Annotated in this window: 16 protein-coding genes; 10 read left to right on the top strand and 6 right to left on the bottom strand. The window is 37.8% G+C overall.

Annotation, left to right across the window (positions count from 1 at the left end):
* Positions 1-147 precede the first annotated feature (147 nt).
* From gshA to J663_RS08570, 6 genes are all read left to right on the top strand, one after another.
* Positions 148-1,725: a glutamate--cysteine ligase gene (gene gshA, locus J663_RS08595; protein WP_005066727.1), complete on the top strand. Its 1,578-nt coding sequence runs from the start codon at positions 148-150 to the stop codon at positions 1,723-1,725.
* A gap of 16 nt (positions 1,726-1,741) precedes the next feature.
* Complete coding sequence (locus J663_RS08590) at positions 1,742-2,263, top strand: disulfide bond formation protein B (RefSeq protein WP_002121896.1); 522 nt, start codon at positions 1,742-1,744, stop codon at positions 2,261-2,263.
* A gap of 158 nt (positions 2,264-2,421) precedes the next feature.
* The gene (locus tag J663_RS08585) at positions 2,422-5,805 is read left to right on the top strand and encodes a type VI secretion system Vgr family protein (protein WP_033849111.1); all 3,384 of its coding nucleotides are present in this window, start codon (positions 2,422-2,424) and stop codon (positions 5,803-5,805) included.
* Positions 5,806-5,808: 3 nt separating this feature from the next.
* Positions 5,809-6,345, top strand: coding sequence for a hypothetical protein (locus J663_RS08580; RefSeq protein ID WP_033849109.1), 537 nt, complete (start codon positions 5,809-5,811; stop codon positions 6,343-6,345).
* Complete coding sequence (locus tag J663_RS08575) at positions 6,342-8,732, top strand: M23 family metallopeptidase (RefSeq protein WP_033849107.1); 2,391 nt, start codon at positions 6,342-6,344, stop codon at positions 8,730-8,732. The genes J663_RS08580 and J663_RS08575 overlap by 4 nt, the downstream gene beginning before the upstream one ends.
* A 10-nt stretch (positions 8,733-8,742) precedes the next feature.
* Positions 8,743-9,207 carry a hypothetical protein gene (locus J663_RS08570; protein ID WP_033849106.1) on the top strand — a complete coding sequence of 155 codons (465 nt, stop codon included), beginning with the start codon at positions 8,743-8,745 and terminating at the stop codon, positions 9,205-9,207.
* A 294-nt stretch (positions 9,208-9,501) separates the two neighbouring features.
* On the opposite strand, the gene J663_RS08565 is transcribed toward J663_RS08570, so the two are convergent.
* Positions 9,502-10,158, bottom strand: coding sequence for a haloacid dehalogenase-like hydrolase (locus J663_RS08565; protein ID WP_033849103.1), 657 nt, complete (start codon positions 10,156-10,158; stop codon positions 9,502-9,504).
* A gap of 138 nt (positions 10,159-10,296) precedes the next feature.
* Between J663_RS08565 and J663_RS08560 the strand changes: the two genes are divergently transcribed.
* Complete coding sequence (locus J663_RS08560) at positions 10,297-10,653, top strand: DUF5991 domain-containing protein (protein WP_002121962.1); 357 nt, start codon at positions 10,297-10,299, stop codon at positions 10,651-10,653.
* A 64-nt stretch (positions 10,654-10,717) separates the two neighbouring features.
* Here the strand turns inward: J663_RS08560 and J663_RS08555 are convergent, their stop codons facing one another.
* On the bottom strand, positions 10,718-12,061 hold the full coding sequence (locus tag J663_RS08555) for a hypothetical protein (protein WP_033849100.1): 1,344 nt from the start codon (positions 12,059-12,061) through the stop codon (positions 10,718-10,720).
* Positions 12,062-12,272: 211 nt separating this feature from the next.
* Here J663_RS08555 and J663_RS08550 point away from each other — a divergent pair, with 211 nt between their 5' ends.
* Both J663_RS08550 and parE read left to right on the top strand, forming a co-directional pair.
* Positions 12,273-12,854 (top strand): YqiA/YcfP family alpha/beta fold hydrolase, encoded by a 582-nt coding sequence (locus J663_RS08550; RefSeq protein WP_033849098.1) that lies wholly within the window; start codon positions 12,273-12,275, stop codon positions 12,852-12,854.
* 14 nt (positions 12,855-12,868) lie between these two features.
* Entirely contained in the window at positions 12,869-14,752 is a 1,884-nt protein-coding gene (gene parE, locus J663_RS08545) for a DNA topoisomerase IV subunit B (protein WP_033849097.1), read from the top strand.
* 120 nt (positions 14,753-14,872) lie between these two features.
* Here the strand turns inward: parE and J663_RS08540 are convergent, their stop codons facing one another.
* Both J663_RS08540 and alc read right to left on the bottom strand, forming a co-directional pair.
* Entirely contained in the window at positions 14,873-15,376 is a 504-nt protein-coding gene (locus J663_RS08540) for an ureidoglycolate lyase (RefSeq protein WP_033849096.1), read from the bottom strand.
* Positions 15,373-16,383, bottom strand: a complete 1,011-nt coding sequence (alc, locus tag J663_RS08535) for an allantoicase (RefSeq protein WP_033849094.1) — start codon at positions 16,381-16,383, stop codon at positions 15,373-15,375. Before alc ends, J663_RS08540 begins: the two co-directional genes overlap by 4 nt.
* Before the next feature lie 199 nt (positions 16,384-16,582).
* Here alc and hpxO point away from each other — a divergent pair, with 199 nt between their 5' ends.
* The gene (gene hpxO, locus J663_RS08530; protein WP_033849092.1) at positions 16,583-17,740 is read left to right on the top strand and encodes an FAD-dependent urate hydroxylase HpxO; all 1,158 of its coding nucleotides are present in this window, start codon (positions 16,583-16,585) and stop codon (positions 17,738-17,740) included.
* A gap of 54 nt (positions 17,741-17,794) precedes the next feature.
* On the opposite strand, the gene J663_RS08525 is transcribed toward hpxO, so the two are convergent.
* On the bottom strand, positions 17,795-18,520 hold the full coding sequence (locus J663_RS08525) for an outer membrane protein OmpK (RefSeq protein ID WP_033849090.1): 726 nt from the start codon (positions 18,518-18,520) through the stop codon (positions 17,795-17,797).
* A 121-nt stretch (positions 18,521-18,641) separates the two neighbouring features.
* Complete coding sequence (locus J663_RS08520) at positions 18,642-20,009, bottom strand: nucleobase:cation symporter-2 family protein (protein ID WP_033849089.1); 1,368 nt, start codon at positions 20,007-20,009, stop codon at positions 18,642-18,644.
* Positions 20,010-20,018: the final 9 nt, after the last annotated feature.

Here is a 20,018-nt window from a genome sequence, read left to right as displayed (position 1 = left end):
ATTATTCTTCAATAAAATCACAATTCTTTCGTGTCTTAAATAACAAGATTGTGATAAAAATTGCCAAACTGGAATGATGTGATTATATAAGTAACCGTATCATCTCACGATTTTGTATATAGTGATCTTTAATAAGCGAGCAAATGCATGAGTCAACCCACTACACCATCTCAATCAGTTATTCCTGCTTGGGTGGATTCGTCGCTACTACAAGGCATGTTACGTGGAATAGAGCGTGAAAGCCTACGTATGCAAAGTAATGGGTTCTTATCACAAGAGTTACATCCGAAAGCATTAGGTTCAGCTTTAACACATCCAAAAATTACGACTGATTATTCAGAAGCGTTGATGGAGTTTATTACCTCACCTAAGCCAACAATTGAAGAAGCTCTGCATGAGCTCACCGATATTCATGCGGTTGTACATCGTCATTTAGAAAATGGTGAAAAACTCTGGCCGCTGTCTATGCCATGTATGTTAGACGACAATGAAGAACGCATTCGTCTAGCGCAATATGGCACTTCTAATATTGGCCGTTTTAAAACACTATATCGCCGTGGGTTAGGAATTCGATATGGTCGTCGTATGCAGACCATTTCAGGGGTGCATTACAACTTATCTTTCCCAGATACCCTTTTTGCTGAGCTACAAGCTCATGAAACTGACGAACAATTAAAATCATTAAGTTTGCAGGATTACCGTAGCCATCGTTATTTTGGCCTTATTCGTAATTTTATTCGTTTAACACCATTGGTCATGTTCTTGGTGGGCGCAAGCCCAACAGTCTGTCGTTGTTTCTTGACCGGACACAAACATCATTTGTTGCCTTTAATCAAAGGTTCATACTATTTACCGTATGCTACAGCACTCCGTATGGGGCGATTGGGCTATCAAAACTCAGCACAAAAAAGCTTAGGTATTCATTACAACAATTTGTCTGGCTATCTGGATGGTTTACAAAAAGCCGTTCATTCTCCTTACCCACCATTTAGCCGTTTAGGGTTAAATGATGCATCTGGTGAGCCGTTGCAAATTAATGATCATGTTTTGCAGATTGAGAATGAATATTACAGTCTAGTACGTCCAAAACAGGTGCCTCAAGCAGGTGAAACACCGTCTCAAGCTTTAAAAAATCGAGGCGTGGGCTATGTTGAGTTACGTGCTGTAGATGTAAATCCATACTCGGCAATTGGCGTTGATGAAACGACAGCAGGCTTTCTTGAGGTGTTAGCACTTTATTGTCTGTTAAGTGATAGCCCAGACTTGTTATGTCCTGAGCAAGACTTGGTTGAGAAAAATCAGACAGAGGTGGTCAACCGAGGTCGAGCGCCAAACGCAACCATTACAGATTTAACTGGGTCATATCACATCGAAGATTGGGCACGTTTATATATTGCAAAAATGCAAGATTGTGCACAGTTACTCGATCAGACCTATGCAACGGACTTGTATGGTTCAGCTTTGGCGGTCATGCAAGCACGAATTGATGAAGTTGATGAAACTTTATCTGCCCATGTCATTGACGATACGTTAAAGCATGGTGGAACTTGGAGTTTTGGTAGCCACATGGCTCAGTTACATGCTGAAAGTTATGAACAGCATGAGCTTAGTGTGGAAACTTTGAAACATTTTGAACAGTTGGCTGCGCAATCTTTACAGCAGCAAGAAAAACTTGAGCAAGATACCAAGATCAGTTTTGATCAGTATCTTGAACAATATCGATAATAAAACGAGGTTTTACATGCGATTAAGTTACCGTTTGGTGAGTGGACTACTTGTTTTAGCAAGTATAGTCGGCATGTCTTTTGCGTTGTATCTGGAACATGTAAAAGGTTTAGAGCCATGTCCGCTCTGTATTTTTCAACGTGTTGGCTTAATGGCAATGGGCCTTGTAGCACTCATAGCCTTTTTGCATAACCCAGTTTCCAATGCGGTTAAACGTTTTTATGCATTTTTAGCAGGCATTGCAATTTTATGGTCAGTGGGTGTAGCAGGACGTCATGTCTGGTTGCAACATTTACCACCAGATCAAGTACCAAGCTGTGGCCCGGGTTTAAACTATTTAATTGATGCCTTACCAATGAAAACGGTTTTACAAGAAGTATTGTCGGGTTCAGGTGAATGTGCAGCAATTGATTGGACCTTTTTAGGTCAATCTTTACCAGTTTGGTCATTGGTCTATTTCCTCTTACTATTACTGGTCTGTTTATGGCAGTTGTTCCGTTTTTATCCAGTATTTAAGACAACCAAAAAAAGAGCTTAAAGCTCTTTAAAAAAGCCCAACACTATGTTGGGCTTTTTATTGCTTGGGAATAGGTCAAAATATAAAAAAACGAATTAAAAAAAAGCATAATCATGTAGACAGATAGTTCTGTTTTTTATAAAGTGCAGCCGTTTATATATCCTTATGATTATAAAAAAATGCTTTTTAATATCTTTAATGTTTTGGAAAAAATAGGGTTAAGTGCGCAGAAACGTGCCGTCCATGTGCAATTTTCTAATGAACTACTCAATAGCCAAGTTTTTTTACAACGTATAGAAGGCCAACATCAGCTAAATGGGGGATTGGACGCTGAGTTGATCTGCCTTTCAACGAGTGCCCAAATTGCATTGAAGCAGTTTATAGGTGTGCAAGTTGCCGTTGATCAGGTCACTGATTCTGGACAATTATTTCGAACTACAGGAATTGTGACAGAAGCGAGTTATGGCCAGAGTGACGGTGCTTTAACGCTTTATAAATTGACCTTAAAAGACGCGACAAACTTATGGCACAAGCGCCGTAATAGCCGTGTTTTCATGAATAAAAGTATTATTGAAGTCACGGAAGTTTTATTTAAAGAATGGCAAGAAAGAAGTCCACTTTTTGCGACAAGTTTAAGTCTTGATCTTAGTGGGTTAAGCCAGAGTTATGATATTCGCCCATTTATCATGCAGCACAATGAATCTGATTATGACTTTCTTACACGCTTGTGGCGAAGTGAGGGTGTTAGTTGGCTCATTGATGAATCAGAGCTTTTTGTTCCTCACTTTACTGCACCAATACAAGCGCAAAAACTAAGACTCATTGATGACAATAGCCAGTACCAAGCTTTAGCACGTCGCAGCATTCGCTATCACAGAAGTAGTGCAACAGAATATCAAGATAGCATTACAGGTTTTGTTGCGGTGCGGTCTTTACAGCCGACTGCTGTACATGTGCAGCGTTGGCAACCTGATGCTCTAGCACATGAAGAAGGTGTAGGTTCAGTTATCACTACACACTTACATTCAGAGCAGTTTGATTCAGCGAGTTTGAGTCTTGAACAAGCATGGCATGTTAGTCCTGCTTGGATGCAAGATTTGAAAGGGGAAGATCAGGCCACTGCTTCAAGTAGTAATCAGCTAGAGAAATTAAATCAGCACTTCACTGACATGTATGCGAGTCAGGCCAAATACTTTAAGGCCTATAGTAGTGTCCGTGATAGCCAAGTTGGTTATTGGTTTAACCTACAGGAGCATCCTGAAATTGATCAGCATGAAGGAGCAGATCAAGAGTTCTTAATCATTGCTAAAAATTTCTATAACCAAAATAACTTACCAAAAGATTTACATCAGCAAGTGAGCCAATTGTTAACCCAAAGTCGTTGGGATCAACATGGTTATAATGATATTGAGCGCCAAGGTAATGAGCTGACACTAATACGCCGTCAGATCAAGACGGCACCTGAATATAATCCAGAACAGCATCGCCCAATTGCTTATCCACAAAGAGCGAAAGTTGTGGGGCCAGAGGGAGAAACTATTCATGTTGATGAATGGGGGCGTATTAAGGTGCGTTTTCTATTCACCCGTAGTGATGATCATGGGCATGATGGTGGCGCGGGTAGCAATGACAATGATACCGACTCAGCTTGGGTCGATGTACTGACTCCTTGGGCAGGCGAGGGCTATGGAGCACGTTTCTTGCCACGTATTGGTGAAGTGGTGGTCATTGACTTCTTTGATGGCAATATTGATCGTCCATTTGTGACGGGGCGTATCCATGAAGCGCAGCGTTCGCCAACCAAGTTCGATGTAAAAGGGCAGCTTCCTGATACTAAAAAACTAAGCGGGATTCGCAGTCAGGAAATCAGTGGTAGTGGTTTTAACCAATTACGCTTTGATGACACAACTGGGCAAATTAGTACCCAATTACAAAGTAGCCATGCAGCGACACAGCTGAATTTGGGTAATTTAAGCCATCCGAAAGAACAAGCGACGAGTCAGGGTCGTGGTGAAGGCTTTGAGCTAAGAACAGATGCTTGGGGAGCTGTGCGTGCAGGTAAAGGCATGCTCATCAGTACCTATGCACAAGAGCAAGCGATTGCAGACCATCTAGAGGCCGCACAAGCACAATCCTTACTTTCACAAGGTTATGAAAGCATGAAAATGCTCAGTGAAGTTGCAGCAAAGCAACAGACTGATGCCTTAAACGTGATTAATCGCTTACCCAAATTCATCCAGTCACTTGAGCTAAAAACTACAGGACAGGCATTAGATAGTACGGTGAATCTATTTAAAGAAGGGATTAATAACGATCCTATTCACGCTTTAAAAGACTGTGGCGGCTTTATTCAAGATATTGGTGCGTTAGGGGGAAATGCAAAAGGCGTTGTAGACGAATTTAATTCTTTCTTTAGTGATGCCAAAGATGCGGTAGAAAACTTAAAAGCATTTATTGAAAATGTTGAAGAGCATGGTGCTGACATCGTTAAAGGAAAACTTGCCAATATTAAAGACCGCATTCATAAAAATCCATTTGAAAGTATTCAAGAGGTTGGAAAAGTCTTGGCAAATGTCGAGACTAAAGACTTTGACATGATGAGTGTATGTGGAACGTTTAGTAAAGGCAGTAAATTGGAAGTATCACCTTCTAAAGCATTAAGTTCTTTGCAAGGCTTTATGGAAGGTTATACCCAAGGTTTGGAAAGTAGTTCCGATACTAAACAGCAAGAACAAGGCAGAATTTTTAGACAAGCGCTGATGTTATTAGCATCGCCAAATGGGATTGCCTTGACGACACCTGAAAATATTATTTTGCAAGCTTCGCAAGATATTGCAGAAAGTGCTAGTGGCTCAATTAACTTAAGTGCACAGAAAAATATCGTTGGGCATGCACAAGACAAAATCAGTTTGTTTGCCGCTCAAAAGGGTTTGCATGCTTATGCAGCAAAAGGAAAACTCGAACTACAAGCACAAGACGATGCCATTGAAGCAATTGCGAAGAAGGTCATTAAGCTCATTTCTACTGAAGATAAAATTGAGCTTACGAGTCCTAAAGAAATTGTTTTAACAGCGGGTGGATCTCAGCTCAAAATTAATGCAGATGGCGTATTTTCAACAACAGGTGGCAAGTTTGAAAGTAAAGCTGGGCAGCATTTGTTTACGAGTGGGGCAACAGTAAATGCTGAGTTGCCGAAAATGCCTGAGAGTGGAATTTTTAGTCGAAGATTTGATTTTAGTGATATTTTCAATTTAGAAAATTTGAAAGAAGAAATTAGATTTAAAGTTATCAATAAAACAAAGAATACAGAATATATTGGAATGTTAGATGAAATGGGGCGAACACCAAGAATATTTAGTGATTCATCAGATACTATTGAAATTCAATTTATTAGCAATAATGACAATAAAAGTATTATACCTACGAAGGAATTAAATGAAGATATTTATGATCATGATACTGGGGATTTTGTAGATGATGGAATTCAGAGCCAGCTTGCAGAAGCGCTAGATGATGAATATAAAAATGATCTAGAAGATGATTTTAATAAATTTGGAGTTTAAGAGATGAAACGCAGTCTAATATTGCTACTGAGCACATTTATCTCAATACAAGCTTTTGCTGAAGAAAATGTTTGTGAAAAAATTTGGGATAGCTTCAAAAATAAAAATGAAAGTATCAAAATTGATAAAGTTAATATCCCATGTAAACAAATTTGGGAAGATAACAATAAAGCAAAGCTTGTAAAGACTATTGGCTTAAACCCAAAAGATCCTCAATGGATGTCAACAGGGGAATGTCAAGTTATTGAGGTGAATAAAAATAAATACCAAGTTTATTATGCTTATCTAAAAAATGATCATAGTGATATAAATATTATTAGTGATATTAATGGTAATTATTTTTCATATTTTAGAAATTTAGGTCGCTATGATATGTTTGAAGATAAGTTTTTTCCAACAAAAAAAGCTAATAAAAATGGTGTTGAGTTAAGTTGCCCTGGATTGGGGAATTTTGAGAAAATGAAACCTATTTTAAGTTCATATATCAATAATAAAAAAATTGATATTAAACAATTTAGTTTTGAGGACTTAAATAAATGAAAAATGGTAAATCTATAAATCAAAAGTCATATCCATTAACACGATATGGATTTATTTGTGCCGTTTCAAGAATGGAATCTTCATCAGATTTAAGTTTACCCTTAACAGCACCAGTAAACATTAGAGCAAGCCAAAATAAAAATTCTCTAGGTTATATTGGTTTTTTCCAGTTTGGGGAAGCTGCACTTATCGATCTTGGTTATTATAAGCATTGGAAAGATAATTCTGATAAAACTGAAGAAAACGATTGGACAGGGATTTGGGCTGGACACAATGGTGTTAATTCTTTATCAGATCTTTTGAAATCTCCTGCTAAGCAGGTCCAAATCATTGGAGAATGGATAGATCTTCTTTGCAAACGATTAAGAAATAGAAGTTTTAATGAATACTATGGGAAAATAATAAATGGAATTGAAATTACTGAATCGGGTGCTATTGCAGGGGCTCATTTAGTTGGTGACGGAGGCTTAGGTTCTTTTTTAGGTATATCAGGTTTTAAAGGAAATTATAAAGAAGTAGATGGAAATAATGTTCATATTAGTAAATATATTGAGATGTTTAACCATTATGATTTAGAAAGCTGTTGTAGTAGAAAGATATATATAAAATTAAAGAACCAAATTGGACAAATAGCAAAAAATAAAAAAGTAACTATTGAATCTGAATATAGTGGTAAGTTTAAACAATCAAAGTTTATTGTAAATGCAGAGTCAGATGAGCAAGGACTATTACCTGTTATTATTAGACATCCAGGCAGTAAAATTATAATTAAGGCAGATGGAAAACAATCAACTATTATTACACAAGCCTCTGATAAAAAACAATCTATTGAATTAAGTGTAATTGAAAATATTAAAATTCAATCTATTTTACAAAAACCTGCTGAACCAGAGCCAAAACAAGAAAAAGTTGTTGTTGAACAGAAAACTGTTGATTCGAAGAAAGATGAGGTGAAAAAAAATGCTTCTAAAGATATAAAATTTGATATAGCCATAATAGAAAGTGACACAAATAGAAAAATAACGAATATGAGGTTTTTTGTAAGATATAAAGATAAGATCAAAGAGCATACTTCTGATAGTTCAGGAATAAAAACTGGTATAATTGCAGAAGAAGGTGAAAAATTAGACATATTGGTAAATGGAAGTAAAGGTTACCAAAAAATAAAAACAATATCCGTAACTAAAGGAATGGAAAATAGTTGTATATCAGTCCCATTAGGGCTAGTCAGTGTGAAATTGAAGATACATGATAGTAAAGGTAAAATTTTAAAAAGTACTAAGTTTTTTGTTTCATATAGAGGTAGAGAAATAGAGAAAACAACGGATAATAATGGCTTTATTCAATTAAAAATGTTGAATGCATTTGTTTATAAATTGCTACTTTCAAATAAGAAACCTGTTTTGACATTAAGAAATGATCCAAGTATTTCCGTAATTAATGTCAACTTAAATTCTGCGGCTACAACAATACAGATGCCTCGAGTAGCTCCAAATCCTCCTAGTAAGACAGTACCAGCAAAAGCAGCCCCAGCGAAAGAAACGTCATCTAAGAAAGAAGAGAGCTTTGTTAATTACTTAATTGATTTTATTCCTTCATTAGGAAAAACAGAGAATGTTCATACAGAGAAAAATGGTAATCCTTTAACTAAACAATATGGTAGTGATGTCGCTTTTACTATTAAAACAATAAATAAAGAGACAGGTAAGGAAGAAAATCTAGCTTATTCAATTAAATATAATGGCGCAAAAAGAACACATTATACTGGGCAAGATGGGATTGGATTAAAAAAACATCGGGGCGAAGAAGGGAAGAAAATTGAAATTGTTGTAGATGTTGATAGTAAAGAACAAGTACTTTATACCGCTGTATTGAAGAATCCTATGCCAGTTATTGAGTTAAGAATAGATAAGCCAAAAGATGATGGTTCATATTTATTCCCTTTAAAGGCACGGACAAATTCATATAAAAATGGATTTGCTCGATTTGGTTCTAATCGTAGTGGTGGAAAACGTAAACACGCAGGTTGTGATCTGTATGCACCAGCAGGAACTGAAATTAGAGCGATGGCTGATGGTGTAGTAAGAAATGTTTATTATTTTTATGATAATACAGATGCTATTGAAATTGTTCATCCAAAACATATCATTCGTTATGGGGAAGTTAGAAAGGGTAAAGCTTTAGTAAAAGCTGGAGATAAAGTTGTAAAGGGTCAAGTAATAGCTTATGTAGGGAGCTTAACAACTAAAGGTATTCCAAGTATGATGTTGCATTTGGAAATGTACTCAAATCCAAATAATAAAGGCACTTTAAACGGTACAAGTGTTTATAAGCGGCGGTCGGATTTAATTGATCCTACACCATTTTTAGATAGCGCATCATTATGAGCATTAAATCATGAAGAATATTTATATCTTAATTTTTATAGGTGCTTTATTTGCATGTAGTAATAAAGACCAAGAGAAAACACCAAGTAGCTTAAATAACGAACCGAATGTAATACATACAGAAGTGTATGAGCAACAATCTCCAGCTATAAGTGAGGCTTTACCAGTAAGTGAACCAAAAGTAATTGCAGATAAGGTGGTCGATATAAAAGATGATATTCAAGTAAATCGAATTTCATGTTTAAATAAAAATATTACAGATTGGTATGGTTTTGATGAAGCTAATGCTGAACCTAAATGTGAAAATTTAAGCAATTTTAGATTGACTTCTTATAAGTGTGATATCTCTAAAAATGCTTTTGGTGCAAATAAAGATGCTCTTTTATTAGAAAATCAAGACAAGCGAATTTTCGCTTATTCTAATACTAAAGATTGCAATGAGATTCTAGAAATACGAAATTCTAATGCACCATAAAGTTATCTTTTTTAATTTTATTATTTGCAAATAATTTTAGTTTCAAATAAAGATGTATTAGTAATATTTTTTTAAACTTAGTATACGTACTAAGTTTTTATTTATAAGAAAAATTAATAGATAACCTTGTTATAGATGAGATGGTAATTAAGAGTAAGACTGTACTAAGTTAGCAAAGATTTTAAATACATTATCATGGATATAATTAAAAATTCGATAATATAGAATTTCCAAAAATCATTAAAGCTAATAAGAATTTAAAAAAGTTGATTTTTAAAGAATCTTTTTATTAAATTAAAACCAATTTAATATTTTTAAATTTTTGATTTTAATATTTTTAATTTTATTGTTATCCCCGTTAATTAAATAGGGTAGTTTAGCGCCAATCAAAATAGGTAAGTCATCTTCAATATCATCACTGTATGTTGCAAACCAAGGTTGTTTGATATCAAGCTTATTCAATCTTCTTACTTTTTCTTCAGACCTGCAATGTATCCCGCTTATCCATCCTCCTAGCTTTTTTTGTAGAGGAGTACCAATAATTCGTACATCTAGATTGATAGAATCGAGTAAAACATTCGCTAACTTTTCTGGTGCAGCCGTAGCAATAAACACAATTCTTCTATTGGCTAAATGATCTTTAACTTCGTTTATACCTTGCTCAAACCAATATAATGAATTGAAAGAATTGTTTTTGATATTCTTAGAGAAATTCTTAAAGCTGTATTCTAATTTTTCTTCGTTCAAGCCATACGTTGCAATCCATAAATACAATGAAGCACCTTTAGATTTATATTTCTTAAATTTCATAATAGGCAAAGCGATGGGCATAACAATAAGTGCAGCGATAAATCTAAAAATATTGGATTTTAATTTATCTGTTAGCCATGCCTTTGTAGAGTCACCCGATAGTAATGTCCCATCCAAGTCAAAAACAACAATTTCTTTCATATATTTCTCTATATTTGGTAATAGTGATAAGAATTAATTTTCAAAAAATTATTTTTAAGGGTTGATTTATAAAATAATAAAATATTTTATTATCATATGGTTATAATAGTTTAACTTAATTGTTTATAAATTAATTAAATGAAAAAATTTTGTTTATTATTGCTGGCTTTTTCGGTTAACACATTTGCAAATATAGATAAGTGGAATGGTACTTATCATTATTACAGTTCAGAAGAACTACCAGGTGGAAATGTTGCGACGATAGAATTTATTTTAACACTAACACCCAAAAAGTGTGAGTATTCTATTGCTGGCTTTCAGGTTGATAAATCTTATATATGCAAAGTGAAAGAGAAAAATAACGAGCTATATTTCTTTAAAGTTCAAAGTGGTGAAAAGTTAGGAAAAGTGATCTTTAAGAAAGGAAAATACTATCTTTATTCTGATGAAGTTCTAGATAGTAAAGACAACTTATTTTTTAAAGATAAACAATAGTTATAGAGCTCTTTTTAAAATATTTTAGATTCTATAAAAAACCCAACATAAGTTGGGCTTTTTTTTACGTCTCTACAATCCCTTCTAAATCTTCGAGTGTATAGTTCGGCATATCAATAATATGAGTTTGAATACCCTCTTGAACATAATCATTCACATGAGGATATAACCAGCGAGTGATCTGTTCGGCAACACTCGAGTGATACTGAATTTCAAAATGATTTAAACCATAAAACACGGCTTTATGTGAGTCTGGAACCTTAAGCTGAAAACGTGGGTTAGGGTGTTCGCCTAGCGCGCTTTTTACACTCACTAAGTAGTCGCCAATTACGGTCAACGCTTTATTGCGCACCTTTTCAAATTCTAAGGCCCCTGCCACTAAAAAGGTGTTGATATGGGAAGGTAGCGGAGCAGGGGCGCGGTTATCATCCATCATACCAATACGGGCATCCATATGTTCCCAATCATCATCACGAACGCTACCGTGGCGTAAGTCTAAAATACCATTACTCCGAATATTAACCAGTTGACCGAGTAAGCCGACAAAAGGGAAAGCCCCAAGTTTATCTTGTATGGTAAAGCCAAAGCGCTCTAAAACTGCCCCATGATGTGGAGAGCCAATACAGACTAGATTCTCGACCATATGGATCCATTGATACATATTTTGTTTGCCATAAAACAAGGCACTACGGGAAACCAGTCCGCCCATACTATGGCCAATGATATCGATGCTGGTAATTCTTGGATTACGTTGGACCAAGTCTTCTAATAAGTTTGAAAAACTGCGTCCATTAGCTGAAATGCGTCGACCTGTATTGTAATTTAAATACAACATGGTGTTATGGTCACGCTGTGCTAACAGACGCTCACCAATGCCACCATAGTGTGCATTTGACCAAGTCAGATGGTTCATACACAAACCATGAGCTAAAATCACGATACGGCCTGCAAGTTCCCCTTGTTGTATTGCACCGTAGTGATCGTATAGCACCATGGGTAAGGCGAGGGGGCTATGCTGTTTCAGTAGATAATCCCCAAAAATCCCATTCAAAATGCCAACTAAAAAATGTAGGCTTGGGGTGAGTGGTTTTTCGTGAAGTGTAGGATATTTTTCAATAATATGACGTAAGCTTGGCGCTAAAAAACAACTACCATATTTTTGTAAAGCACCATAAGAAAATTGATATGCCTTTTGCACAAATGGTCGTTTTTGAAAGTTTTTAGCATTTTGTGTACTCACACCAAAAGCATTTTTTAATACTTCAATATTAATAACTTGAATTAATTCATGTACACCATTTAAGCTGGTACTGAACAGTTGAGCTAAACCTTCTAATACGTCTGCCTGACTAGGTGGCGTACGATCCCATTTACAATAAGTTTCATGTAGTGGTGTTAAGCTCGGCATATCTTTTCCCCATATACGTTATAACCGACGTTTTAAGCTGTACTTTTTATCAACGGCAGTAAACGTTTCCATCTTAGTAGTTTAAATAACACATGTTTTTAAAATACTGATGAATGGTTAGTTGAGTGGTTTTTCTTGTCTGACAATAGTGTTTTTATATACAAACTGAGAACAAAAATGTGAGTTTATTCTCAATTTAGAGGGAAAATATATGAATATTATCTACCTCCATGGCTTTAATAGTAGCTCTCTTTCAATTAAAGGGCTGAGTCTTAGACAGTATTGTAGCGAATTGGGCATAAATGTGCATTTGCCAGACTTAAATAGATCTCCTGATCTAGTGGTTGAGCAAGTTTCAGAGCTGATAGAGTCTTTAGATGATGTGGCCTTAGTCGGTAGTAGCCTTGGCGGGGTTTTTGCGACATATTTTGTCGCGAAATATAATGTTCCAGCTGTACTGATTAACCCTGCTATGCAACCATGGAAACTGTTTGATGAGTTATTTCAAGTTGAAAGTATGCCCTATGTGGTGAATGATCAATGGTCAATTGATCATGTTCAGTTAAGGCAGTTAGAACAACTGGAACTGAATCAACCTGAAAATGCCGACAAAATACTCGTCTTATTGCAACAAGGCGACGAAATTTTGGATTATCGTCAAGCACAACGCTATTATAGTGCTGCAACACCATCCTCATTGATTTTGACGGATGCTCATGGCAATCATGCTATGGAAGATTTTGAAGAAAAATTACCGTTAGTGATCGAATTCTTTGCGCACACCATCAAATAAGGAAAACGTACAACGTGACACAATATACGGCTCAATCGCTTGAAGTTCTTTCTGGTTTAGACCCTGTTCGTCGTCGTCCAGGGATGTATACCGATACGACTCGACCTAACCATTTAGCCCAAGAAGTTATTGATAATGCTGTTGATGAAGCATTAGCTGGTCATGCCGACAAAATATGTGTCACGGTTTATAAAGATGGTTCGTTGTCGGTTGAAGATAATGGCCGTGGTATGCCAGTCGATATTCATCCTGAATATGGCCAAAGTGGTATCGAAATCATTTTAACCAAGCTCCATGCGGGTGGTAAGTTCAGCACCGATAACTACCAGTTTTCAGGTGGTTTGCATGGTGTGGGGATTTCAGTTGTAAACGCTTTATCAACACGTGTTGAGGTTGAAGTTCAGCGTCAGGGTAATTTATACCAGATGGCCTTTGAGCAAGGGGAACCCGTTGCTCCTTTAGCTGTTCTCGAAGGTAAAGTGCCAAAACGCGCGACGGGTACAACGGTACATTTTTGGCCAGAAGCTAAATATTTTGATAGTCCAAAATTTGCGTTAAAAGCACTCAAACACAATTTAAAGGCCAAAGCTGTTTTAGCTGCTGGTTTAAAAATTATTTATATCGATCAAATTAACGATGAAAAAATTGAATGGCAATTTGAAAATGGCCTCGTCGATTATTTGATGGATGAATTGCAAGACCGCGAAATTTTGCCAAATCCTGCATTTGTGAGCAGCGGTCAAGCAGACCGTGCTGCATGTGAATTTGCGATTTGTTGGAATGTGGAAGGTGGTGAACAGGTTCAAGAAAGTTACGTCAACTTAATTCCAACTGCACAAGGCGGTACTCATGTGAACGGTTTGCGCTCTGGGGTTACCGAAGCATTGCGCGAGTTCTGTGAATTGCGTAACTTGCTACCAAGAAACCTCAAACTTTCGGCAGAAGATGTTTGGGATGGCGTGAACTATATCTTGTCGCTCAAGTTCCAAGAACCGCAGTTTTCAGGTCAAACCAAAGAGCGTCTTTCGAGTCGAGAAGCATCAAATATTGTTTTAAATATTGCTAAAGATGCTTTCGCGCTCTGGCTCAACCAGCATGCTGAAATTGCCATGCAGCTGGCAGAAATGGCGATTTCTAAAGCAGGTCGTCGTTTAAAAGCAGCCAAGAAAGTCGAGCGTAAAAAAATTGTTTCCGGCCCTGCATTACCTGGTAAGTTGGCAGACTGTGTGGGTCAAACACGTGAGGACAGTGAATTATTTATTGTCGAGGGTGACTCTGCTGGCGGTAGTGCCAAGCAGGCGCGCGATAAAAACTTTCAGGCGATCATGCCAATTCGTGGAAAAATCTTAAATACATGGGAAGTTTCTTCAGATGAAGTACTCGCTTCTCAAGAGGTCCACGATATTGCGATTGCCATTGGTGTAGACCCTGGTAGTGATGATTTATCTGAATTACGTTATGGCAAAATCTGTATTTTGGCCGATGCTGACTCGGACGGTTTACACATTGCGACTTTGCTTTGTGCTTTATTCGTTAAACATTTTCCAGCATTGGTTGAAGAAGGGCATTTGTATGTGGCAATGCCACCATTGTTCCGTATCGACATTGGTAAAGATGTTCATTACGCGCTTGATGATGATGAACTTGAAACTATTTTGAAAAATATTAAAGGTAATCGTAATCCGCAAATTACCCGATTCAAAGGATTGGGTGAGATGAACGCGATTCAATTACGTGAAACGACTATGGACCCGAACACGCGTCGTTTAGTTCAGCTCGATCTAGATGATGTGCATCTAACGGCAGGGTTACTCGACAAGTTACTTGCGAAAAAACGTTCGGCAGATCGTAAGCAGTGGCTTGAGCAGAAGGGGAACTTAGCTGATATCACTGTCTAAAAAGGCGTAAAAAATCCCCGCTCAATTGGCGGGGGTTTTTTTATGTAAATCTAAATTGTTGGAAATCACCACAACGATTTCTACCATTAAATTAAAATAGACAGATCTGTATATTTTAATTTAGGTCGTAATTTTTATAACCTGTGGAAATTGAAAAACATCACAATTTGCTCCATCTCCAATTCGGTCCACCACTGCAAAATCACTTGGTGCCTCGAAGGTAAGCAAAGGATGATGCCATGTGCCCGCCCGATAATTGATGCTTTGCTTTCCATTTGAAATAAAAGCACATAACTTTGAAATATCAGGAGTATTTTCGTCCAAAGCGGAGGCCACGATAATTAAAAACTTTTGTTGCTGTAGTGGAATAAATGCCTGAGAGCCTTTGGGATGACGCTCTAGCATTGAAATTTCCAGAGGCAGCACGCTGGCCTTAATATTACGGAAAATACTAATTCCTGCCTTTGCTTCACCTTCAACTTCAGTTTCAACGAGCGCATGATAGCGCTCAGTGTGGGCATCGTTAATATGAAAAAAGTCATGCCCGTCACAACAGATGACTTCTCCGAAGGGCTGGAAGTTTTCAATAGTTAAAGGCTGAATTTGAACATTACTCATCATCATGACTTGGCAATTTTTCCCCATAAACGAACACGGCTAATACCACCGTCTGGAATCATGTTAATACGAATATGCGAGATTTTTTCATGCTGTAAAATCTCATTCACATATTCATGGATATGATCCATTTGCATCGGTTGGGCTTCTAGTAAGTAAGACCAAAACATACTTTGAGGAATTAACTGTGCATCGGTTGCATTTTCGAGGTAAACCGCCTGAATAGATACTTGGGCAGGGAAGTTTCCTTTAAAATGAGCCGTATCAATTTCAAGTTTCTCAATTTTTCCGCTTTTACCCAACGCAAGAATACACCAGTCATAACCCGGTGCACGGCGGCGTTTGGTTTCCCATCCATCGCCCATGTTGACTCCACGGCCTGGGTTAATCAAATTACGAGGATGTCCAAAGTGAGCATCGCTATACGCAACTACGCGGCCACCATTTTCGAGGGCCAATAAATCGAGAGTCTGTTCGCTGTCAGTTACCTGAATATGAACATCACCATAGACACGTAAACGGGCAATACCACCATCTGGGAAAATGTTAAGGCGTATATGAGTGAAAAGTGCATCATTATTGACCATAAAAATATGATGCTGGCTTGGGCCGAGTTCAGTATTTCCTAAAACATTCTCCCATTTTGCCCCTGTCAGGTCCCCATTTGGTGCATAACATGCTTCTAATGATGCAGAAGCAGGATAATTTCCTGTAAAAAAGCTGGTATCAATATCAAGAGCAGTGATTTTTCCACTTACGCCTAACTTCACAATACACCAGTCATAGCCCGCATGGCGCTTACGACGCGTTTCCCAGCCGTCCATCCATTTGCCGTTACCATCAAATTTATCTTCAACAAAAATAGGTGCATCAAATTGCAGCATACGTTTTGCTTCAGCAAAGAAATCATCTGAACACTCAATGACTTGTGCACCAATTCGGGCATCTGCCAAATTGGTTTTAGTATTCAAAATCTCAGGAAGTTCAAAAGCTGGAGCGTGCAATGTTGCCATAATGGGGTATCCGTATTTCTTGTTAAAAACATGATTTTTCATTTAAAACTGCGCTAACACGGAGCGTGCCGAGACGAGTTTTATACATAAATATATAAGCATGGTGCATGCCAGTTTTGTGGAAAAGCTAAATAAATTTTGAACGATGGCATGTTTTTAGCATAAGCACCCTATAGGTGAATATCTATAGGAGCGTGTTATGAATGTGGTGATTATTGGTGCAGGAATGGGAGGTCTAACCACAGGCATTGCATTAAAGAAATTTGGTCACCAAGTTCGCATTTTTGAGCAAACTGAAAAAATTCTTCCTGTCGGCGCGGCAATTTCGCTCTGGTCGAATGGTGTGAAATGTCTGAACTATCTAGGATTAACTGACAAAATCGCCAAACTTGGTGGACAAATGGATGATTTGGCCTATGTGGACGGTTTAACTGGAGATGTGATGACACAATTCAGTTTACTGCCATTAATTGAAGAAGTGGGCCAAAGACCTTATCCGGTTGCACGTGCTGATTTACAAAATATGTTGATGGATGAATTTGGTCGTAATCAGATTTATTTAGGCAAAAAAATGGTCAGTCTTGAAGACAAAGCTGATTATGTCGAGGTCCATTTTGCAGATGGCAGTTCAACGCAGGCTGATCTATTAATTGGGGCCGATGGTACGCATTCACTTACACGGACCTATGTATTGGGGCAGCAATTACAGCGCCGTTACGCAGGTTATGTAAATTGGAATGGTTTGGTTGAGATCTCTGAAGATTTGGCTCCAGCCCAGCAATGGACGACTTATGTGGGCGAAGGCAAGCGAGCTTCTTTAATGCCAGTTGCAGATGGAAAATTCTATTTCTTTTTGGATGTGCCTTTGCCAGCAGGTTTAGACAATAATCGAGATGACTATAAAAAACTTTTAAAACAATATTTTGTTGATTGGTGCCAACCCGTACAGCAGCTTATTGAACGCTTAGATCCGCAAAAGACCAATCGGGTAGAAATACATGATATTGAACCGTTCACTCAATTTTATAAAGGTCGTGTGGTGATTTTGGGTGATGCTGCACATAGCACAACACCTGATATTGGGCAAGGTGGTTGCCAAGCCATGGAAGACGCGATTTATTTAGCGCGTTCTCTGCAAATTAATACTTTGGGGCTAGAGGATGCTTTACGTCGCTATCAAAACAAGCGCAATGAACGTGCTAATGAATTGGTACTTCGTGCGCGCAAACGTTGTGATGTGACACATATGAAAGATGAAGCCGTTACACAAGCATGGTATGAAGAATTACGCCGTGAACAAGGTGGACATATTATGCAGGGGATTATTAGTAATATTGTGGGTAATCCACTTGATTAAAAACAAAAACAGCAAGGAATTTTCCTTGCTGTTTTTATCTTCTAAATTTGGATTTTAGAAGTGGTATTTAACCAGTGCACTAACGTTATTTTCGTCTCGACCTTGAAGACCAAATTTGTTATTCCACACTGAGTGCTCGATACCTAGGTATAGGCGTGTATCAGGAGAAATGTGTTTACCTACATTCCATTTCCACTGAGTTGTCCAGTTCAACTCGCTCGCATGGTCGCCTTCAGCAGTTGACCAGTCAAGGAAACCGTCTACTAAGAAATCTTCAGATCCTAATTTTAATGGAATGCCATAAACGAACGTCATCTGATAATCGTCGTCAGTTTTCTCATTATTCGCACGGTAGAAGTTTAAATTTGCATATTGGAAATATGGGATATCTAAATCAACTGCAAAACCATACAAGAAGTTGTCGAAGTTTTGGCCAGTTTGAGTATTACTTTCCCAAGTGGTACTGATCAACACATCTTTAATTGGGCCATATGCCAGTTTTTTACCAGACACTTCGCCTAAGCTTAAACGTGGTGATAATTCAAAATATGTACTTTTATGATCATCTTCGCCACGCATGTGGTCCATGAAGAAAAATACATCAGCGTATTTAACTTTCGCTGCATATTCCAAAGTAATCGTGGTTTCTTTGTCATCTACAACTTCATAGTTTTCACCATAAAGTCCAGTCACACTAAAATCTTGCCAGATTGGTTTCGCCTGAACCATGGCAGTTGCAGATAACAAGGCACAAGTCGCCGCAAGTTGCTTTAATTGCATTTAAATGATCTCCCCCCAAATAAAGCACGCTAAGGATACAGGGTCTTAAGCAAAAATGAAGCCAAATTTGATCAACGGTTAAAAAAAAGCCCACCGAAGTGGGGCGCTAAAAACTAAATCTTTAATGAGTATTTCTTGTGTTTATTGTTTGGCTTAAATGTGGGGTGCGCGAGCTACGAAATGAAGGTAAATGATTAAATAATAAATTCAACAAGATAGCAAAGAGACAAGTTGAACTAATGCCCGAATGGAACAAAGTTTGTACCCAAACTGGGAAATGAGCATAAAACTCATGGTTAATAATTGGGATCATCCCAGCTGATAAAGCGGTTGCGACAATAATTAAATTTTTCTGATCGTTATAATCTATTTTTGCCAAAGTGCGAATTCCACTCGCTGCAACTGATCCAAACAAGACCAAACCTGCACCACCAAGTACGGGCATTGGAATCGCTGCAATCAAACGACCCATAATAGGTAGTAGACCTAAAATAATCAGAATGACACCACCTGCTGCGACTACAAAGCGGCTTTTGATGCCTGTAATCGCAACCAGTCCAACATTTTGGGCAAAAGCGCTTTGCATGAAAGAACCAAATATAGGCGCAAAAGCACTTGAGAACATATCTGCACGAACACCATTGGCGATACGTTTTGAATCGACTTCAGTTCCTACAATGTCTCCGACAGCAATAATATCGGCTGTGGTTTCAGTCATAATCACTAAGGTCACAATCAACATCGATAAGATTGCACTAAGCTCGAAAGTCGGCAAACCAAATGCAAATAGGTGCGGGAATTGGAGCCATGCGCCTGAACTCACCTGACTAAAATCACCAAAGCCCATAAAATAGGCGAGGGCAGTACCAGCAACAATAGCCAATAAAATCGATAAGCGACGAATGCTGGCTTGCGGCAACATATTTAAAACAATCACAATGCCTAAAGTCAGTAAGGCCAAAGAGATATTTTCTACACTTCCCCAGTCAGGTGCTTTATTGTTACCACCCATCATCCAGCGAATCGCGACAGGTAACAAAGATAGACCAATAATCGTGATGACGCATCCTGTCACAACAGGTGGGAAAAAACGAATAATTTTAGAAAAATAAGGTGCAAGACACAGTCCAATTAGAGATGCAGCAATGACCGCGCCGTAGACAGCAGGTAAACCACCACCTGTAGTGATAATGGCGACCATGGTGGCCACACCCGCAAAAGATACACCCTGTACCAGAGGTAATTTTGCGCCTAAATATTTGGTTCCGATTGTTTGGATCATGGTTGCCAATCCACCTACAAATAGGGCCGCTGCAATGAGCATTCCGATTTGTGCTGAGCTTAAGCCAGCTGCCGTTCCAATAATCAAAGGCGGGGCTACAATGCCACCATACATGGTCAGCACATGCTGTAAGCCGTAAGCAAAACTTTTGGAAATTCCTAAATATTCATGCTCTGGAGAAATCACATTTTTTTGCTGATGATTCATATTTTTCTC

This window comes from Acinetobacter sp. 826659 (assembly GCF_000588515.1).
Lineage (GTDB): Bacteria > Pseudomonadota > Gammaproteobacteria > Pseudomonadales > Moraxellaceae > Acinetobacter > Acinetobacter pittii.
Note: the sequence above shows the minus strand (reverse complement) of the source record. Positions and strands in the feature narration are given on the sequence as shown.

Coding starts and splice junctions, on each gene's coding strand:
- gshA (WP_005066727.1), top strand. CDS start 148: ATGAGTCAACCCACTACACCATCTCAATCAGTTATTCCTGCTTGGGTG.
- J663_RS08590 (WP_002121896.1), top strand. CDS start 1,742: ATGCGATTAAGTTACCGTTTGGTGAGTGGACTACTTGTTTTAGCAAGT.
- J663_RS08585 (WP_033849111.1), top strand. CDS start 2,422: ATGCTTTTTAATATCTTTAATGTTTTGGAAAAAATAGGGTTAAGTGCG.
- J663_RS08580 (WP_033849109.1), top strand. CDS start 5,809: ATGAAACGCAGTCTAATATTGCTACTGAGCACATTTATCTCAATACAA.
- J663_RS08575 (WP_033849107.1), top strand. CDS start 6,342: ATGAAAAATGGTAAATCTATAAATCAAAAGTCATATCCATTAACACGA.
- J663_RS08570 (WP_033849106.1), top strand. CDS start 8,743: ATGAAGAATATTTATATCTTAATTTTTATAGGTGCTTTATTTGCATGT.
- J663_RS08565 (WP_033849103.1), bottom strand. CDS start 10,158: ATGAAAGAAATTGTTGTTTTTGACTTGGATGGGACATTACTATCGGGT.
- J663_RS08560 (WP_002121962.1), top strand. CDS start 10,297: ATGAAAAAATTTTGTTTATTATTGCTGGCTTTTTCGGTTAACACATTT.
- J663_RS08555 (WP_033849100.1), bottom strand. CDS start 12,061: ATGCCGAGCTTAACACCACTACATGAAACTTATTGTAAATGGGATCGT.
- J663_RS08550 (WP_033849098.1), top strand. CDS start 12,273: ATGAATATTATCTACCTCCATGGCTTTAATAGTAGCTCTCTTTCAATT.
- J663_RS08540 (WP_033849096.1), bottom strand. CDS start 15,376: ATGATGATGAGTAATGTTCAAATTCAGCCTTTAACTATTGAAAACTTC.
- alc (WP_033849094.1), bottom strand. CDS start 16,383: ATGGCAACATTGCACGCTCCAGCTTTTGAACTTCCTGAGATTTTGAAT.
- hpxO (WP_033849092.1), top strand. CDS start 16,583: ATGAATGTGGTGATTATTGGTGCAGGAATGGGAGGTCTAACCACAGGC.
- J663_RS08525 (WP_033849090.1), bottom strand. CDS start 18,520: ATGCAATTAAAGCAACTTGCGGCGACTTGTGCCTTGTTATCTGCAACT.
- J663_RS08520 (WP_033849089.1), bottom strand. CDS start 20,009: ATGAATCATCAGCAAAAAAATGTGATTTCTCCAGAGCATGAATATTTA.